A 17,123-nucleotide genomic window follows, 5' to 3' on the forward strand; every position below is an offset into this window, starting at 1 on the left:
TACCAATGAAACAATGTGACAGTTTACCAATCAGGTTTTTGCATTTATCGTTACATTGCTACATTTTTATACTGTTACATTTAATGGTCTTGGTTTATAATCTTTCACCAAATCGGCAATGGCTTTTATGTGGGGAGGCGTTGTTCCACAGCAACCTCCGATAATGTTGATAAGATTTTTGTCTACATATTCTTTAACTTGAGCTGCCATTTGTTCTGGAGTTTCATCATATTGACCAAAAGCATTCGGCAAACCTGCATTCGGATACGCCGAAATAAAAAATTCCGAGTTGCTGGAAATAGTCTCCAAATATGGCGTCAATTGCTTAGCTCCCAAAGCGCAGTTGAAACCTACACTCAACAAATCTAAATGCGAAACCGAAATTAAAAATGCTTCTGCTGTTTGTCCACTCAATGTTCGACCTGATGCATCTGTAATCGTCCCTGAAACCATGATTGGTATTCGAATGTTGCGTTCTTCTGCAATTTCGTCGATAGCGAAAAGTGCTGCTTTTGCATTTAGTGTGTCAAAAATAGTTTCCACCAAAAGAATATCTGAACCGCCGTCCAACAAAGCTTCTGCTTGTTGTTTGTAAGCTATTCTTAATTCATCAAATGTAATCGCTCGATATCCGGGATCGTTAACATCGGGACTTAAACTGGCAGTTTTGTTAGTTGGACCTATTGAACCTGCGACAAATCTTGGTTTATCGGGATTTTGCGCGGTAAATTTGTCGCAGACTTTACGTGCTATTTTTGCAGATTCGTAGTTTAGTTCGTAAACCAATTCTTCCATGTGGTAATCTGCCATCGCAATGGTTGTCCCTGAAAAAGTGTTGGTCTCCAAAATGTCTGCGCCTGCCTCTAAATATTGTCTGTGAACTTCTTCAATGGCTTGTGGTTGCGTTAAAGACAATAAATCATTGTTTCCTTTTACAGGAGATTTCCAATCTTTGAAACGTTCGCCCCGATAGTCTTCTTCCTCGAAACCATATCGTTGAAGCATGGTTCCCATTGCGCCATCCAAAACGAGAATTCGTTCTGAAAGAGCTTTATATAATTGGTCTGAATTGTTCATTTCTTTATTTTGTTATTTCCTTGGGTTGTACCTCAGGTTATTAATTTTGAATCCTTCTTTCCCATGGGTTTCACCCAAGGTTATGAATATTGAATCCTTCGGATTCGTTTTGTGTTATTTTTTTTCCACGGGTTGCACCCGTGGCTATTATAGTTGAATCCTTCGGATTCCCATATCCTTTTTTTCTTCTCCATGGGTTTCACCCATGGTTATAGATATTGAATCCTTCGGATTCGCACTGTGTTATTTTTTTCCATTGACAACATCTATGGTTAGCAATGTTGAATCCTTCGGATTCTCGTGGTATTAATTCTTTTTTTATGTTTCTCATTAAATCCTTCTGATTTTTTTCTTGATTTCATGGGAGAAAATTTTCTATTTAGCCCCGATGGAAGCGGCATCCTTTTTTGCTTTTTACTTATTTTTCTTTTTAGATCTTCGTTGGCTAAAGCAAAAAAGATATAGCGGAAAGCGGGTGGGAATTTTCTTTCGAAGCCGAAATCTTGATGCTCCTAAAAAATCATATTCAAATCTTAATCTAAGGCTTGTTTTAAGTCTGCGATTATGTCGTCCACATTTTCCAAACCGACTGAGCAGCGCACCAAACCTGCCGTGATTCCGACTTCGTTGCGCTCGTCTTCTGAAAGCTTGGAATGCGTTGTGGAAGCGGGATGTGTAACAATCGTCCTCGTATCACCAAGGTTTGCGGAAAGTGAGCACATTTTGATTTTGTTGAGGAAATTGCGACCGCCTTCGATGCCACCTTTGATTTCGAAAGCGACGATGTTTCCGCCTAATTTCATTTGCTTTTTTGCGATTTCGTAGCTTGGATGGGATTTTAAAAACGGATATTTCACCAAGTCCACATTTGGATGGGATTCTAAAAATTCGGCAACTTTGAGTGCGTTTTCACAATGTTTTTCTACACGAATTGCTAAAGTTTCCAAACTTTTACTCAAAACCCAAGCGTTGAATGGCGACATCGCAGGTCCCGTGTTTCTCGCAAAAAGATAAATTTCACGAATCAAGTCGGCCTTACCAACTGCCACGCCGCCTAGAACTCGACCTTGACCATCGATTAACTTGGTTGCCGAATGCACGACAATATCCGCTCCATATTTTATGGGCTGCTGCAAATATGGTGTCGCAAAACAGTTGTCAACGATGAAAATAAGATTGTGCTTCTTCGCAATTTGACCGAAAAATTCTAAATCTAAAACTTCAATCGCAGGATTGGTAGGCGATTCTAAATATAAAATTTTGGTATTTGGTTGGATATATTTTTCGACATTCTCTGCGTCCTCAGCTTTGAAATACGATGTTTCGATATTCCATTTTGGGAAGTATTTCGTGAATAACGTATGCGTTGAGCCAAACACTGATTGACAGCTGACAATATGGTCGCCAGCGCTCAACAAAGCTGCGAAAGTGGAATAAATTGCTGCCATTCCCGTTGCGAAAGCATACCCCGATTCAGCACCTTCCATTAATGTAATTTTGTCGATGAATTCTGTGACATTTGGGTTTGAAAATCGGCTATATAAATTTTTATCTTTTTCCTCGGCGAAGCTTGCGCGCATATCTTCAGCATCTTCAAATACGAAGCTTGACGTTAAATATAACGGCGTTGAATGCTCATCGAACTGCGTTCTTTCGGTTTGAGTTCTGATGGCGAGGGTTTCAAAATTTTTGTCTGTGCTCATGTTTTCTTGTAGTTTTTGCCTATCATAGTCGCAAGGTTGTGTCCTGCGTTACGGTAATTAAGCCCTTTGGGCTTTTTTGATTTGTTTTTAAATTACAGGGTTTATCCTATGTTATTGTTTTTCTTCACAGGTTTTCACCCTGTGCTAAGGATATTACGCCCCTTCGGGGCTTTCTATTGTGCTGATTAATATTATTTTGATTAAAAATCTGCAATCTTAGTTCTAAAAACTATTAATCTTACTTTGTTTCACTTACTCTTAAAATATCACCGAAAACACCACGGGCAGTAACTTTTGCTCCTGCACCTGCTCCCATAATGACAATTGGATTTTCGCCGTAACTTTCGGTGTAGATTTCAAAAATGGAATCGGAACCTTTTAATTGTCCTAAAGCGGAATTGGCAGGAACGGAAATTAGTTTCACATCCAATTTGCCTTTGTCTTGCCTTAAATCTCCATGTAAATCGCCAACATAACGCAAAACATGATTTGGCTCTTGCTCGTCTTTTATTTTTTGGAAAGTTTCGTCTAATTCATCAATTCTTGTTAAGAACTCGTCTTTTGAAATTGGAAGAAGTGGTTCTGTAACTAAGTTTTTGATGTTGATGTCTTCGAATTCGTTGATTAAATCCAATTCACGAGCGAGAATCAATAGTTTTCTTGCAACATCGTTTCCAGAAAGGTCTTCTCTAGGGTCTGGCTCGGTAAAACCTTTGTCCATTGCTTCTTTTACAATGGTTGAAAATTTCTCATCACGAACGGAAAATTGGTTGAAAACGTAACTTAGTGTTCCAGAGAAAACGCCTTTGATTCTTGTAATGTCTTCACCAGAAAGGTGAAGTAATTTTATCGTATCAATCAACGGCAAACCCGCACCAACATTGGTTTCATACAAATACTTTTTATTATTTTTTGCAAGTTGCGTTCTGAAATTTCGATAATCCGAAATAGGTAAGGTGTTGAAAATTTTATTTGAAGAAACAACATCAAAACCGTTTTCAACAAATTCGGTATAGTTTTTTACAAAAGCTGGACTTGCGGTATTGTCAACAACGATGAGGTTTTCGAGGTTGTGCTCTTTTGTGTAATCAATCAGCTCCATGATGTTGGTATCTGTATTCGAGTAATTAATCTTTTGTCTCCAATCGCTCCCAAAGCCAGATTTGTTCAAAGCCATTTTTTTAGAATTCGAAATCGCAACGACTTTAAGGTCAATTCTTTTTCGATTTAGGATGTCATAAGCTGAATCTAAAATCTGCTCAATAAGTGTTGAACCAACATTTCCATGGCCGATTAAAGCTAAATGAACAACTTTTGGTTTACCGAAAAGTTCTGTTTCGATAATGTTTTGTGTGATTTCGCTTTGGTTATCTGTTACGACAATATTCACTCGGCCTGTTGAAGAGACTTGGTTAAGTAGTAAAGGATAAATCTTATTGCGTTGAAGCTCTGATAATATTTTTGCATTTTGTTCCGAAACAAATCCAAGAACACAAAGGTTGTCAATGCTGTAAATATTGCTTACAACGCCAGATAATTTTTCGTCTTGAAATTCCTTTGAAAGTAAAGCCACGGCGTCTTCGGCATCTTTCTCGTCAACTAAAACTGAAACACCGTTTTCGATAGCTTGTTGTGAAATAACGCCCACACTGATGCCGCCTTTATTAAGTGTTGTGAAGATTCTGGAATCGATGCCGATTTGTCCAAGAAAGTCTTTGCCTTCAAAGTTGACTAAAGCTTTCTTTCTGTATATACTGATTGGATTTTGGTCTGTCATTTTGTTCTAATAAATAGGTTTTAATAATTCTTGCAATTGTTCGTATTCCATTAAAAATGCGTCGTGGCCGTGGATAGAAACAATTTCGTCGTAGAAAATATCTTTTTTATGTGTTTTTATTTTTTCGTAGCATTTCTTGATTTCGGACGCTGGAAAAAACAAATCTGTGTTAATGGCAATGAGGTTGATGCTTGCTTTTATTTTGGATAAAGCTTTTTCGTTGGTATCTACTGTCATCAAAAGATGATTCATCAATTTGTAAGCTTTTAAACTAAATCTTTCGTTGAGGCTTTTTCCGTGGTAGATTAACCAATCTTCGGATTCGCGCCTGCTGCTGTCTTTTGTTAGCTTGTCATCAAATCTTTCATTAAGCGATTCTGGCGTTCTGTAACAAAGCATGGCGTGTGCTCTTGCTTTTTCCAAAGGTTTTTCTGGCGATTCTAAAAGATATTTTTGAACCAGACATTGTGCGTTTAGCCAATCGTGGGTTTTGTAATCTGAAGCAATTGGTATAAAGTTTTCGCTGATTTTTGGATTGATGGCGAGCATTTCCCAGCCAATAGAGCCTCCTAAAGAACCTCCGATGATGCTGTGTAGTGTCTTGATTTCTAGATTTTCTAAACCTTGTAAGAAAATTGCGGCAATATCTTTGGTGGTCAAATCTTCGTAATTGTCAATAAAGAAATTGTTGTAACCGTTTCCGGGGATATTAAAACTAATGATAGTGTACTTTTTGGTCGAGATTATTTTTTGAGGTCCAATAATGTTTTTCCACCAACCTTTGCTTCCAGAAACTGTTGAGTTGCCAGTCAAAGCGTGGTTAACTAATACGATAGGTGCGGTACCAAGGGCTTTTCCGAATACCTCGTAGCTTAAAGGGATGTCAAAATTCTTTCCTGAAAAGGATTTGTACTTAATGTCTGTAGTTAAAAGTTCTTTTTTCAATGCTTTAATATTTTTTTTCATTGAAAATGCCTCTAAGAATGGCTGAGTAAAGAACTTCAGTTGTTATCTCTCCAAATACATGGTAGAACGTAGCACCTTCTTCGCTTTCGCAAAGGGTTGCTAAGGTTTCACAGGGTCTAGTCCCTCAACCTTTCTGGATAACATTTTCAATATGTGAATGAACGGTAGTGCAAATATATAAAAATTTTGATAATTCAATAAAATAATCTAGAAATTTTAATATTTTAGAATAAATTATCGTTTTTGTAATGTTAAAAGCAATAATAATTTAAAATTATCGGCTAACAATTGTTAGTGTTTATCGGCTTTTGGTAGAATGTAAGAGTTTGTTTGGAAATTTTTGGGTCAAAACTAAAACGAGCTCAAATAGAAATTAAATTTTTTTAATCTGAGAGTTTTTTTTGAAAAAGATAAAATTCTTGTACAGTTTTTGATTAGAAAAATTTCTAAAATAACTACAGATGGAAATTAACCTAAACGGACAAGTTGCAATTATTACCGGATCTAGCAGTGGAATAGGCGAGGGAATTGCACGATCTTTAGCTGCTTCTGGCGCTATTGTGATTATTAATCATTCTTCGGAACATTCAAAAGATGCGGCTCAGATAATTCTTGATGAAATATTGTTACTCGGTGGACGAGGTATGTTGGTGCAGTGTGATGTTAGTAGCGAGGAGGAAGTGCAGGCGATGTTCCAAAAGACCATTGAAACTTATGGAACCGTCGATATTCTTGTGAACAATGCAGGATTACAACAAGATGCAAAATTTGTTGATATGACTTTGGCGCAATGGCAAAAAGTTATTGATGTGAATTTGACAGGTCAGTTTCTTTGTGCGCGCGAGGCGATTCGGGAATTTTTGAGAAGAGGGATGAATGATAAGTCCATTTCTTTAGGGAAAATTATTAACATCAGTAGTGTCCATGAAAGTATTCCTTGGGCTGGACACGCCAACTATGCTTCTAGTAAAGGTGCGTTGAGAATGTTGATGCAAACTTTGGCTCAGGAGTATGGAAAAGATAAAATCCGAATTAACAATATCTGTCCAGGTGCCATCCAAACGCCAATTAACAAATCGGCTTGGGATAACGAAGCTTCTTTTAAAGCATTGATGACTTTAATACCTTATAATAGAATAGGAAAAGCAGAAGATATTGGAAATTTAGCAGTATTTTTAGCAAGCGACTTTTCAGATTATATCACAGGAGCAAGTATCTACATCGATGGTGGAATGTCGAGTTTAGAAAGTTTTGCGGATAACGGTTAAGAGAAAACAGTATTTAGTTTTTAGCTTTTAGGGTGGGTTCTTTTGGATAGTCAAAAGAATGACAAATCTTCAAATATAGCACGGATAGAACGGCGTGTTTGAGCTCATTATATTTTTTGAAAAAAATATAATAGCGAGTAGTGACAGCGGGATTTGATTTCTAAGAACTCAACAATCTCGATGCTCCTAAAAAAGAATCTGAAATGTCTCAGAAATAAAATTATATGACAGAACAAGATAAACTCAATAATCCTAATTGGAAAAAGTGGGGACCGTATGTGAGCCACCGCCAATGGGGAAATGTGCGAGAAGATTATAGTAGCAATGGCGATGCGTGGGGTTATACGACGCATGATCGCGCCGAAAGTTGGACCTATCGTTGGGCGGAAGAAGGTATTGCAGGGATTTCTGATGATAAGCAAATGATGTGTTTTGCGCTTTCGTTTTGGAATAAAAATGACAAAATGATTAAGGAGCGCTTCTTTGGATTAAGCAATTACCAAGGTAACCACGGCGAGGATATAAAGGAGATTTTCTATTATATTGATAATACGCCATCGCACAGCTACATGAAAATGGTGTACAAATATCCGATAAATGCTTTTCCTTACGATGATTTGGTAGCGACTAATGGTCAGCGGTCTAACAAGGAAATGGAGTATGAGATTTTTGATACTGGCGTTTTTGATAACGATGCTTATTTTGATATTTTTATTGAATATGCGAAAGTTGGCGTCGACGATTTTTTAGTTCGGGTTGATGTCCACAACAGAAGCGACAATGATGCGCCTTTGGTGGTGTTGCCAACGCTTTGGTATCGTAATAATTGGTCTTGGGGTTATAATGCTTACAAGCCTAGTCTAGGTTTTTCGAAAGATGCAGAAATTGATGTGCATCATGATAGTCTATCGATAAAGAAATTGTACTCTAGAAATCGTAATGTAGAACCGCTTTTTTGTGATAATGAAACTAATAGACCGAAACTTTTCGGTGAAGCGGCTTCTGGTAAGTTTTATAAAGACGGCATTAATGATTATGTCTTACGAGGTGGCACTTCTGTAAATCCAAATCGCGTGGGGACAAAAGCGGCTTTCCGTTGTGAAGAATTGATTCCAGCGAAAGGCAATAAAACTTTTGAATTCCGATTGTCGCCACATATTATGGATGATGCTTTTTGGGATTTTGAAGGTCAGTTCAATAATAGAATTCAAGAAGCGAATGATTTCTACGCAGGCATTCAACAAGAAATAAAAGACGAGGACGAAAAAAATGTGCAACGACAGGCTTTCGCGGGACTTCTTTGGAATAAGCAATTCTATCATTATAATGTTGGTAAATGGCTAAAAGGTGATCCTAATCATCCTGTAGAACGACAAGGTTTTGTTCGAAATGCTGATTGGCCACATCTGCATAATAAAGATGTGATTTCGATGCCTGATAAATGGGAGTATCCGTGGTATGCGACTTGGGATTTGGCGTTTCATTGTGTGAGTTTTAGTGTTATAGATGCGTCTTTTGCGAAAAACCAATTGATGTTGTTGACTAAAGAATGGTATCTACATCCTAACGGTCAACAGCCAGCTTATGAATGGAATTTTAGTGATGTTAATCCGCCGGTACATGCTTGGGCGACTTTCAGGGTTTTTAAAATCGATGAAAAACATAATGGTAAAGCTGATCTTTACTTCCTAGAAAATGTATTCCAAAAGTTGTTGCTTAATTTTACTTGGTGGGTTAACCGAAAAGACGTTAACGGCAATAATATTTTTGGTGGCGGTTTCTTAGGTCTTGATAATATTGGTGCTTTTGACCGCAATATGGAATTGGAGGCTGGTCAAACTTTGGAGCAAGCGGACGGAACGAGTTGGATGGCGATGTATGCGCTTAACATGATGCGTATTGCGATGGAGTTAGCGACTTACAATCCTGTCTACGAAGATATGGCGATTAAGTTTTTTGAACATTTCCTATACATTGCCGAAGCTATGGAGAATTTGGGAGAAGATAATATTGGGCTTTGGAACGAGGAAGATGGTTTCTTCTATGACTTGCTGAAATTGTCAGACGGAAATAGTGTTAACTTAAAGCTGCGAAGTATTGTTGGTCTTATCCCAATGTTTGCAGTTGAGGTTATTGAACATAGTCTTTTGGAAAAGTTGCCAAACTTCAAAAATCGAATGGATTGGGTGTTGCGTAACAAAACTGACCTGACGAAGCTGGTGTCAAAATGGTATGTTGAAGGTGAAGGTAACAAACATTTGATGAGCATTATGCGCAAAACCAGATTGTCAAAAGTTTTGAGTAGAATGGTGGATGAAGCTGAGTTTTTGAGTGATTACGGAATTCGTGCTTTGTCGAAGATTTATGAAAATACACCATTTAGTTTCAATGTGGATGGACGGGATTATGTTGTGTATTATACGCCTGCGGAAAGTGACAGTCGAATGTTTGGAGGGAATAGCAATTGGCGAGGCCCGATTTGGTTTCCGATTAATTTCTTGATTGTGGAAAGTTTGCAACGTTTTCACTTTTTCTATGGTGATAGTTTGAAAATCGAATATCCTAAAGGAAGTGGCGTGGAGCGTAATCTTGACGAAATCTCTAAAGATCTGTCGCGTCGACTTTGCAGTATTTTCTTAAAAGATGAAAATGGAAATCGTGCCTTTAACGGCGGTAACGAAAAGATGAATAAAGATCCAAACTTTAAAGATTATATTTTGTTCTATGAATATTTCCACGGTGATAATGGTCGTGGCGTTGGCGCTTCGCATCAAACAGGATGGACAGCGACAGTCGCAAAACTTATTCAGCCAAGATTGACAACATAGAATAAATATGTTTTAGGTTTTAAAATAAATTCGTCGATTCTAGTGATTTTTCGAAGTGACATGTAGAAAAATTTTATCGAGAATAAAATTTAATAAAAGGTTTAAAAGCTGTCGTTTTCGATGGCTTTTTTTGTGCGCTTTGGATAAGGATTTAAATAAATTTTTGTCGTCAAAATCTTGCGAAGCTTTTTGTGTATTAAAGCTTTTATTGCGAACTTGGGCTTTTAAACTAAACTGAAAAATAGCATGAAAAGTTTTGCGGCAACTGAGATTTCGACTTACGAAATGCAAGATATTATGAAGTACGCCATTGCGCCTCGTCCGATTGCCTTGGCGTCGACGATTGATGCGGAAGGGAATATCAACTTGTCGCCGTTTAGCTTTTTTAATATGTTTAGCGCAAAACCGCCGATTCTTATTTTTTCGCCTTTGCGTCAAGGAAAAGAAAACCCGAATAAAGATACGCTTCACAATATTTTGGAAACGCAGGAAGTTGTCGTTGGAATTGTAAATTTTGACATCGTTCAGCAGATTTCGTTGGCGTCGGCACCTTTTGGTCGCGAAGTTAATGAGTTTGAAAAAGTGAATTTGACGACTTTGGAAGCAGATTTGGTGAAGCCAAAATTGATTGCAGAATGTCCCGTGAATTTTGAATGTAAAGTTCTAGAAGTAAAACCTCTTGGTGAAAATGGTGGTGCAGGTAGTCTTGTTATTTGTGAGGTTCTAAAGGTTCATGTTAAAGATGAATGCTTTGGCGAGAACGGAAAAATTGACCAAGTAAAATTAGATTTGGTGGCGCGTCTTGGTGGCGATTGGTATTCTCGAAGTAATGAGCAAAGTCTTTTTAAAGTTCCGCGTCCGAATAACCAAAACATCGGAATTGATTTGCTTCCCAACGAAATTAAAACCAGCAAAGTCTTTACAGGAAATGATTTAGGAATGTTGGCTAATATCGATATTCTTCCAGAAGCAGAATTTTCAAGCGATTCTGAAATTCATAAAAAAGCCCAATCTTATTTGCTTCAAAATAATATCGAAGAAGCTTGGGAGGTTTTGAAAGAGAAGTAGGTTATTTTTGTTGTTAATCATTTAGTCGATTCCTAAATCTCTTGTAAAACTTTTAAAAGGTTTAATATCATAAACATCTATACCCGTTCGATCAGCTGTTAAGCCTGCGACGCCTATGTAGATTTCGTCAATGCCATTTGGGTTGATAAAATCTACAATCAATTCGTAGTTGAAAATTAAAATTCCGTCAATAAATTCCTCAATTGTTAATTCGTTCCAATCGTAATTTGGCTTCCAAAACTGAAGTTTAGATAATATTGAAGTTTTTGATTTTGAATCAAAGTAAGGTTTCTTGATTTTGTATTTGGTTGCTTCCTCAAATGCGTTCCAAGCTCCTTTATTATGTGCATTTAGAACAGAAGATATTTTGTCATTTGGTGACATATTCAATATCGTTGCAACCTGTTTTAAGGTGTCAAAAATTTCAGTTTTAATTGTTTCTATTTTCGAGCAAGTTGTTTTTGTGACATTCTTATGTTGCGCGATTGTATTGGTCGCGTCTTCGAGTGTGAATAACTTTGCCGCTTCTTCATCAGAAATTACAATCTGGAATTTTTTCTCAAATTGAAATAGTAGCTCAACGCTGTCTAATCCCATGAAACTGAACGAATTTTTTCTTGATGAATTTTGTTATTAATTATTCTGCTCCAAAACTTTGTAACCTCTTTTTTGTGAAATTTCGAAAGCGGCTTGTTTTAGCATTTTGGCAGCGCTACCATTGATGCGGTCGTCAAGTCCACCAATTTTTCCCATAATCGTTAAACCAGCAATCATGTTATTGGAAAAGTCAAAAATAGGAACCGAAATCGCTGTAAGATCGGACAACATTTCTGCACGCCCTTGGCTGATGCCGTCTTTTTTGATGGTGGCTAACATTTCTTCAACCTTGCGTAGATTTTCGTCGAGATTTAGTTCGCCTTTGTTGCTTTTTAATTCTTCGATTAGCGATGGCATAACGCGGTTTTCGGGAAGATGTGCCGCAAAGTTTTTACCAACCGCCGAAGTCAAAATCGGTAATACGCTTCCAATTCTTAAATCGAACAAAGTTTCGCTATAAGTTCCGTCTAGTCTGTAGATGATTGTTGGACCGCGATTTCCCCAAACGCCCAAGAAGATAGTATGTCCAAGGTCGTTGGCTAATTGACGCATGTGAGGTTTGCACAATTCGGTAAGGTCGAATTGGTCGAGGTAAGAAAGTCCTAATTTTAGACAAGATGTTCCCAAGCTGTAAAAACCAGTTTCGGGATTTTGTTGTACCATTTCCTCTTCCTGAAAGCTTACAAGATACGAGTGAATCTTACTTGGCGATAAACCAATTTGCTCCGAAATTTCTTTTAATGGTAATGGATATTGAGATTGCATTAATGCTTTTAGGATAGAGAATCCTACATTAATCGACTGTATGCCTCGTTTCTTTTTGCCTTCCTCCATGTGTGTTTTTAAATTCCTACAAAAGTATGGAATTTGTTTTCATTTAATTGATGATGAAAATAAGGCTTTACATTTTTTAGTAAAGCCTCATTTTTTTAATATTTCCCTGAAAGTAAAGTTCCTGCGTTTGGTACTTTAGCTTCGAGTCCAAGTTCTTTTAACATTCTATAAGTGGTGCAAATTGCGGCGGTCACAACAGGCATTCCAGCTTCGTCTTCCACGAATTGAACTGCCGGCAAGGATGGCATCTGTACACACGCTGAAAGTACAATTGCTTCAACACCTTCTAAATTTAGTTTTTTATAAATTGTTTTTAGATTTTCTGGATCTAAGGCAGCAACTTCCAAATTGTCCGAAACTTCCAATGCAATCCAATCTTTAACAGTGAAGCCTTGGTCTTCGATATACTCGACAACCATTTGTGTAAGCGGTTTCATATAAGGTGCTACAACGGCGATGTTTTTAACACCCAAAGTTCTTAAACCTTCCACCAAAGCGCCTGCGCTGGTCACCACCGGTGTTGGATAATCGTTCTCCACCGTTTTTTGATGTAATCTTTCTTGAGAAACACAATGGTAGCCTTTTCCCATCGACATAATCGCGACCAAACAAGCATAACCCATGACGTCAACATGAGCGTCAGAAAGTTCTAAAGCACAAACATCAGAATTGGCGTCCATCTTCGCAAGCTCTTCTTTGGTAACGTGTTTCATGCGCATTCTTGCAGAGTGAAACGTAAAGCGTTCTGGAAAAATGCTTTCGCGTCCACGAAACATTGCGGGGATTTCGGTTTCCATCGTTACATTGGAGCTTGGTACAATCTGTCCAATGCGGTAATTCAATTTTTTAGACATAATTAAGCTTTTACAATGTAATTTTTAAGAGTTCCAAGTTTGTCAATGGTGATTTCTACAACATCGCCAGGCCACATGAATTCTTGAGGCTCGCGACCTGCGCCAACGCCTGCTGGAGTTCCTGTTGCGATAATGTCGCCAGCTTCCAAGCTGATTACTTCGCTAATGTCTTCAATAATATCATTAACATTGAAAAGCATGAATTTTGTGTTTCCATTTTGCTTTTCGACGCCATTAACTTTGGTGATAATTTGTAAATTATGTGGATCTGTTAATTCGTCTGCGGTGACAACATAAGGACCCATCGGTGCAAAAGTATCTTGACCTTTAGACACAATCCATTGTCCCGAACGACGGCAATCTCTTGCGCTGATGTCGTTGATAATCGTGTATCCAAACACATAATCCAAAGCTTTTTCTTTAGAAACGTGCGTTGCTTTTTTTCCCATGATAACGGCAAGTTCGCCTTCCCAGTCCATTTGTTTGGTAACTTGGTCATTGTGTTTTATAGAATCGCCAGGTCCAATTACGGTTGTTGGCGGTTTCGAAAAAATAACGCATTTCTGCGGAAGTTCTTTCGAAGTGTCTAATGTTCTTGCAGACTCAGCAACGTGTTCGGTATAATTAAGTCCAATTCCGAAAATATTTTTACGAGGTGCTGGGATTGGTGCAGTAATAATCGCTGTTGATAAAGGAATGCTGGTTGCAACAAGGCTTCTTGCATCAATGTTTTTTAAAGTTTCGGAAACTGCTTTTACGGCGGCTGGTCCCAAATCGATAAATTCTAACATGTTTGATGGTAAATCTAACTCGTGCTCGATGCCCCAAGATTCCATGTCAATAATGACGTCGTCAACGATGATTCCTAATCTTATTTCTGATTCTATACTACTTCTAAAACTTGCTAACTTCATAATTTACTATTTTATTTTAATTGCTGGTGTCCTTCTGGATGTGCTTTTTCTTGGTAAAAACCTAATTTCTCTACGGTCGGAAAATCGTTGAATGAGAATAAATACAATTCTTCAGTTTCGGAAGTATTTGCGAATTCGTGGTACAGCCAAGATGGTACGCAGAATGTATCTTTTTCTTTAAAATCATATTTAACACCATCGATAATCACGTAGCCTTCGCCTTGTGCCACTTGGAAAACTGAAGATCCTGTATGTTTGTGCGCTTTGGTTTTTTGTCCAGGTTTTAACATTTGCATTGTTGCGCCCATCGTTAACATTGGGTGTCCTCCCGTTAATGGATTCGCATAACGCATAATATAGCCGTCGTAAGGTGTTCCGTCGCTTACTTTTGCTAAATTCTGAATGGCATTTTTTGTGTTTTCCCAAGAATATTTAAACAATGGCGAGTAAGGCTTGTTCCATTCTCTATCAATTGGAATAACGCCAGCGCCAGAATAACTCATTGGTGAATAATTCTCTGCAACCAACAAATCTTGACCGCCTTTTTCTTCTTCTAAAACTGCGTAATCATTGGCTTCGAAAGCGTTAATCATTGGGATATCAAGACCGTCTAACCAAATACAAGTTTGACCATCTTTTTCAACACCGTGCTCGTGCCAAGCACTATTTGGTGTGATAACAAAATCACGAACGCCAAGTTCTATTTTGTTGCCATCAACAATCGTGTAGCCTTTTGCGCCTTCCATAATAAAGCGAAGTGCAGAAGCTGCATGTCGATGTGCTGGCGTGAATTCGCCTGGTTGCGTAATTTGGATGCCTGCGTATAGTAAACCTACCGCGGCTTTTTCTTTAATTCTATTTTTATTTTGAAGATAGACAACACGTCTTCCAGCTTCACTTGGCGTTACCAAACGAGCTGCTTCCAAAACAAATGGTCTTAGCTTTTCGTAACTCCAAAACATCGGTGCCGAAATGGTATGTGGCTCCCAAGGTTCGATGTCGTTGGCAACGGTCCAAAGTGCGCCCGTGTCCATGTCTTTTAGCTCGTCGTAATATTTTTCGAGTTCTTCGGAGCCTTTTACTTTCGCTCTTCCGTAGATGTCGTCGCTGTAATTAGTTTCCATAAGTTTGATTTTTAATATTGTCTTGTTCTTCGGTTGTTTCGTAAAAATGTGCAGGCGTCTGCGGTGTTGTATTCACCTTAAAATCAAAGATATCAAATCTATTGTAGTGTCCCAAGATGTCGTGCATCTGTTTTGGTTGGATACAAGCAGATAAGTCGATTTCGGCATAAGCAATACCTTCTTTGTCGATTAGTGGTTCGCCAATTACCTGACCGTTAGGATCGATAAAGCCAGAAAATGCTGAATTTTCTCTTTTAAATAAATTTCTGCATTCTGGATTTTCTTCCTCAAAAAGTTTGATAATATCTTCGTTAATCGTGCTACAAGAAATAATCGTATAAAGCTTACCTTCAAAAGAATGCGCTGCTGCTCGGATTTTGATAGCTTCCGCCATATTGTAATCCACTGGTGCAACGGGAAGACTGATGTAATTTGCGATGTGGATTAATTCGCCTTGAGAAATTAAAGCAAAACGTGCCAAAGTATTGGTGTTTTCACCGCAAGCTAAGGTTCCCAAAGGTCCAACAGATGTGTCGTAAACTTTTAATGATGAGCCATCGCCACCTGTCCAAGTTAATTTTTCTGCCCAAGTTGGCACCAATTTTCTGTGTCTACCCAAAAGTTGACCTTCATTAGAGATAATCAAATTGGTATTGTAGATGGTTCCGGTTTTGCGCTTGTCTTTTTCGTTGATGCCAATAACAACATTAATGTTATGAAGTCTCGCTGCATCAAAAAGCTTTTGCAAACGCGGATCATCAACAGATATTGAATTTTCATATAGTTTTTTGAACCATTTGCTGCCTTGTACGGGATTCATAATCCAGTTCCAATAAGGATAGGCGCAAATGAAAACTTCGGGAAATGCTACTAATTCGGCACCATTGCTCGCGGCTTCTGCAATGAGTTTGCAGGCTTTGTCAATGGTCGCTTCGATGTCAAAATATACCGCGCTGGTCTGGACCGTTGCAGCCTTAAATTTTCCTAACATGATTTGGTGGTGATTTTTACTTTGATTCAAAAATATAAAATTGATTTCAATAATGATGAATAAAAATCTAAAAAAGTGAAAATAAATTTTGATTTAAATAATATTTACCTTTAAATCAGGCGTTTGCTAAAATTTGATAAAAAAAATATTGAATTGTTGAATTTATTTTACCAATGTTGAATTTATTTTTATACTTTAGCAAAACCCAAACATTGCGAAATATTAATATGAAAATTCATTATTATGATTCAATTAAAAGATAAAGTCTTTATCGTAACTGGCGGAGCTGCTTCTATCGGATACGAAATTTCAAAAAAAATGATTGACCTTGGTGCTAAAGTTGTCATCGCGGATATTGCTGATGAAGCTGGAATTAAAGCACAAAATACTTTAGGCGAAAATGCGCTTTTTGTACATACAGATATTACAAAAGATGAAGATTGCGAAAATCTAATCAAAACAACTATTGATAAATTCGGGAAGTTAGATGTGTTGGTAAACAATGCTGCTTCTTATGGCGACGAAGGTGCAAAAACAACGCGGGAAACTTGGTTGCATACACTTAATGTAAATGCTGTTGCAGCAGCGATTCTTGGAGAAATGGCGCGTCCATATCTTAAAGCGACTAAAGGTTCTATCGTGAACACTGGTTCTATCTCAGGTGTTTTTCCACACATCGAACGTTGGGCATATCCAGTGTCAAAAGCAACTTTGCTTCATCTTAACAAAACCCAAGCACTGGAATATGCACCAGACGGAATCCGTGTTAACATGGTGCGTCTTGGACATGTTTGGTCTGGGCCTTTCGAAGGTTTAACACAAAATGATCGTGCGCATGCTGACAAAGTGACGGAAGGTTATAATCTTCTTGGTCGTGTGGCGAATGGCGAGGAAGTAGCAAATGCAGTTGCTTTTGTAGCGTCAAGTGATGCAAGCTATATGACAGGATCAGAAATTGTTGTGGATGGTGGTTACAGTGCGATGGGACCAGAGCAACACTATCCTTTGATGTCAAAATTAATGAAAAACCAATAAGCAAAATATTATATATGTCAAGAAAAGTTTCTATTGTAGGTGCAGGTCAATCCGGACTACAATTAGGTTTGGGATTGGTAAAAAAAG

Annotated in this window: 14 protein-coding genes and 1 riboswitch; of the genes, 4 read left to right on the top strand and 10 right to left on the bottom strand. The window is 38.0% G+C overall.

All coding sequences use genetic code 11. The annotated features are described in order from the left end of the window. Positions 1-66 precede the first annotated feature (66 nt). The 4 genes from Q1V95_RS12315 to Q1V95_RS12330 all read right to left on the bottom strand — a co-directional run bounded on the left by Q1V95_RS12315 (position 67) and on the right by Q1V95_RS12330 (position 5,523). Positions 67-1,077, bottom strand: coding sequence for a homocysteine S-methyltransferase family protein (locus Q1V95_RS12315; RefSeq protein ID WP_300674396.1), 1,011 nt, complete (start codon positions 1,075-1,077; stop codon positions 67-69). A gap of 533 nt (positions 1,078-1,610) precedes the next feature. Beyond that, entirely contained in the window at positions 1,611-2,780 is a 1,170-nt protein-coding gene (locus Q1V95_RS12320) for an O-succinylhomoserine sulfhydrylase (protein WP_300674398.1), read from the bottom strand. 238 nt (positions 2,781-3,018) lie between these two features. After that, positions 3,019-4,557: a homoserine dehydrogenase gene (locus tag Q1V95_RS12325; RefSeq protein ID WP_300674400.1), complete on the bottom strand. Its 1,539-nt coding sequence runs from the start codon at positions 4,555-4,557 to the stop codon at positions 3,019-3,021. 6 nt (positions 4,558-4,563) lie between these two features. Continuing rightward, positions 4,564-5,523 (bottom strand): alpha/beta fold hydrolase, encoded by a 960-nt coding sequence (locus tag Q1V95_RS12330; protein ID WP_300674402.1) that lies wholly within the window; start codon positions 5,521-5,523, stop codon positions 4,564-4,566. A gap of 39 nt (positions 5,524-5,562) precedes the next feature. Further along, positions 5,563-5,667, bottom strand: a riboswitch (SAM riboswitch). 317 nt (positions 5,668-5,984) lie between these two features. On the opposite strand from Q1V95_RS12330, the gene Q1V95_RS12335 reads away from it, so the two are divergent. The 3 genes from Q1V95_RS12335 (at position 5,985) to Q1V95_RS12345 (ending at position 10,687) form a co-directional block, all read left to right on the top strand. Continuing rightward, positions 5,985-6,791 carry a glucose 1-dehydrogenase gene (locus Q1V95_RS12335; RefSeq protein ID WP_300674404.1) on the top strand — a complete coding sequence of 269 codons (807 nt, stop codon included), beginning with the start codon at positions 5,985-5,987 and terminating at the stop codon, positions 6,789-6,791. Positions 6,792-7,015: 224 nt separating this feature from the next. After that, the gene (locus Q1V95_RS12340) at positions 7,016-9,619 is read left to right on the top strand and encodes a glucosidase (RefSeq protein WP_300674407.1); all 2,604 of its coding nucleotides are present in this window, start codon (positions 7,016-7,018) and stop codon (positions 9,617-9,619) included. A 246-nt stretch (positions 9,620-9,865) separates the two neighbouring features. After that, positions 9,866-10,687, top strand: coding sequence for a flavin reductase family protein (locus tag Q1V95_RS12345; protein ID WP_300674409.1), 822 nt, complete (start codon positions 9,866-9,868; stop codon positions 10,685-10,687). Positions 10,688-10,708: 21 nt separating this feature from the next. Here Q1V95_RS12345 and Q1V95_RS12350 read toward each other — a convergent pair whose 3' ends face one another. The 6 genes from Q1V95_RS12350 to Q1V95_RS12375 all read right to left on the bottom strand — a co-directional run bounded on the left by Q1V95_RS12350 (position 10,709) and on the right by Q1V95_RS12375 (position 16,001). Continuing rightward, positions 10,709-11,284 carry a hypothetical protein gene (locus tag Q1V95_RS12350; RefSeq protein ID WP_300674411.1) on the bottom strand — a complete coding sequence of 192 codons (576 nt, stop codon included), beginning with the start codon at positions 11,282-11,284 and terminating at the stop codon, positions 10,709-10,711. A 36-nt stretch (positions 11,285-11,320) separates the two neighbouring features. After that, positions 11,321-12,118: an IclR family transcriptional regulator gene (locus Q1V95_RS12355; RefSeq protein WP_300674414.1), complete on the bottom strand. Its 798-nt coding sequence runs from the start codon at positions 12,116-12,118 to the stop codon at positions 11,321-11,323. A gap of 95 nt (positions 12,119-12,213) precedes the next feature. Beyond that, on the bottom strand, positions 12,214-12,972 hold the full coding sequence (locus Q1V95_RS12360; RefSeq protein WP_300674416.1) for an Asp/Glu racemase: 759 nt from the start codon (positions 12,970-12,972) through the stop codon (positions 12,214-12,216). A gap of 2 nt (positions 12,973-12,974) precedes the next feature. Next, positions 12,975-13,886 (bottom strand): fumarylacetoacetate hydrolase family protein, encoded by a 912-nt coding sequence (locus Q1V95_RS12365; protein ID WP_300674419.1) that lies wholly within the window; start codon positions 13,884-13,886, stop codon positions 12,975-12,977. A gap of 11 nt (positions 13,887-13,897) precedes the next feature. Further along, positions 13,898-15,010, bottom strand: a complete 1,113-nt coding sequence (locus Q1V95_RS12370) for a cupin domain-containing protein (RefSeq protein WP_300674421.1) — start codon at positions 15,008-15,010, stop codon at positions 13,898-13,900. Beyond that, positions 15,000-16,001, bottom strand: a complete 1,002-nt coding sequence (locus Q1V95_RS12375) for a carbon-nitrogen hydrolase family protein (protein ID WP_300674424.1) — start codon at positions 15,999-16,001, stop codon at positions 15,000-15,002. Before Q1V95_RS12375 ends, Q1V95_RS12370 begins: the two co-directional genes overlap by 11 nt. 243 nt (positions 16,002-16,244) lie before the next feature. Here Q1V95_RS12375 and Q1V95_RS12380 point away from each other — a divergent pair, with 243 nt between their 5' ends. Further along, the gene (locus tag Q1V95_RS12380; RefSeq protein ID WP_300674426.1) at positions 16,245-17,036 is read left to right on the top strand and encodes an SDR family oxidoreductase; all 792 of its coding nucleotides are present in this window, start codon (positions 16,245-16,247) and stop codon (positions 17,034-17,036) included. The last annotated feature ends 87 nt before the right edge of the window (positions 17,037-17,123 follow it).

Origin of the sequence: Soonwooa sp., from assembly GCF_030151385.1 — a bacterium.
Taxonomy (GTDB): domain Bacteria; phylum Bacteroidota; class Bacteroidia; order Flavobacteriales; family Weeksellaceae; genus Soonwooa.

Coding starts and splice junctions, on each gene's coding strand:
- Q1V95_RS12315 (WP_300674396.1), bottom strand. CDS start 1,077: ATGAACAATTCAGACCAATTATATAAAGCTCTTTCAGAACGAATTCTC.
- Q1V95_RS12320 (WP_300674398.1), bottom strand. CDS start 2,780: ATGAGCACAGACAAAAATTTTGAAACCCTCGCCATCAGAACTCAAACC.
- Q1V95_RS12325 (WP_300674400.1), bottom strand. CDS start 4,557: ATGACAGACCAAAATCCAATCAGTATATACAGAAAGAAAGCTTTAGTC.
- Q1V95_RS12330 (WP_300674402.1), bottom strand. CDS start 5,523: ATGAAAAAAAATATTAAAGCATTGAAAAAAGAACTTTTAACTACAGAC.
- Q1V95_RS12335 (WP_300674404.1), top strand. CDS start 5,985: ATGGAAATTAACCTAAACGGACAAGTTGCAATTATTACCGGATCTAGC.
- Q1V95_RS12340 (WP_300674407.1), top strand. CDS start 7,016: ATGACAGAACAAGATAAACTCAATAATCCTAATTGGAAAAAGTGGGGA.
- Q1V95_RS12345 (WP_300674409.1), top strand. CDS start 9,866: ATGAAAAGTTTTGCGGCAACTGAGATTTCGACTTACGAAATGCAAGAT.
- Q1V95_RS12350 (WP_300674411.1), bottom strand. CDS start 11,284: ATGGGATTAGACAGCGTTGAGCTACTATTTCAATTTGAGAAAAAATTC.
- Q1V95_RS12355 (WP_300674414.1), bottom strand. CDS start 12,118: ATGGAGGAAGGCAAAAAGAAACGAGGCATACAGTCGATTAATGTAGGA.
- Q1V95_RS12360 (WP_300674416.1), bottom strand. CDS start 12,972: ATGTCTAAAAAATTGAATTACCGCATTGGACAGATTGTACCAAGCTCC.
- Q1V95_RS12365 (WP_300674419.1), bottom strand. CDS start 13,886: ATGAAGTTAGCAAGTTTTAGAAGTAGTATAGAATCAGAAATAAGATTA.
- Q1V95_RS12370 (WP_300674421.1), bottom strand. CDS start 15,010: ATGGAAACTAATTACAGCGACGACATCTACGGAAGAGCGAAAGTAAAA.
- Q1V95_RS12375 (WP_300674424.1), bottom strand. CDS start 16,001: ATGTTAGGAAAATTTAAGGCTGCAACGGTCCAGACCAGCGCGGTATAT.
- Q1V95_RS12380 (WP_300674426.1), top strand. CDS start 16,245: ATGATTCAATTAAAAGATAAAGTCTTTATCGTAACTGGCGGAGCTGCT.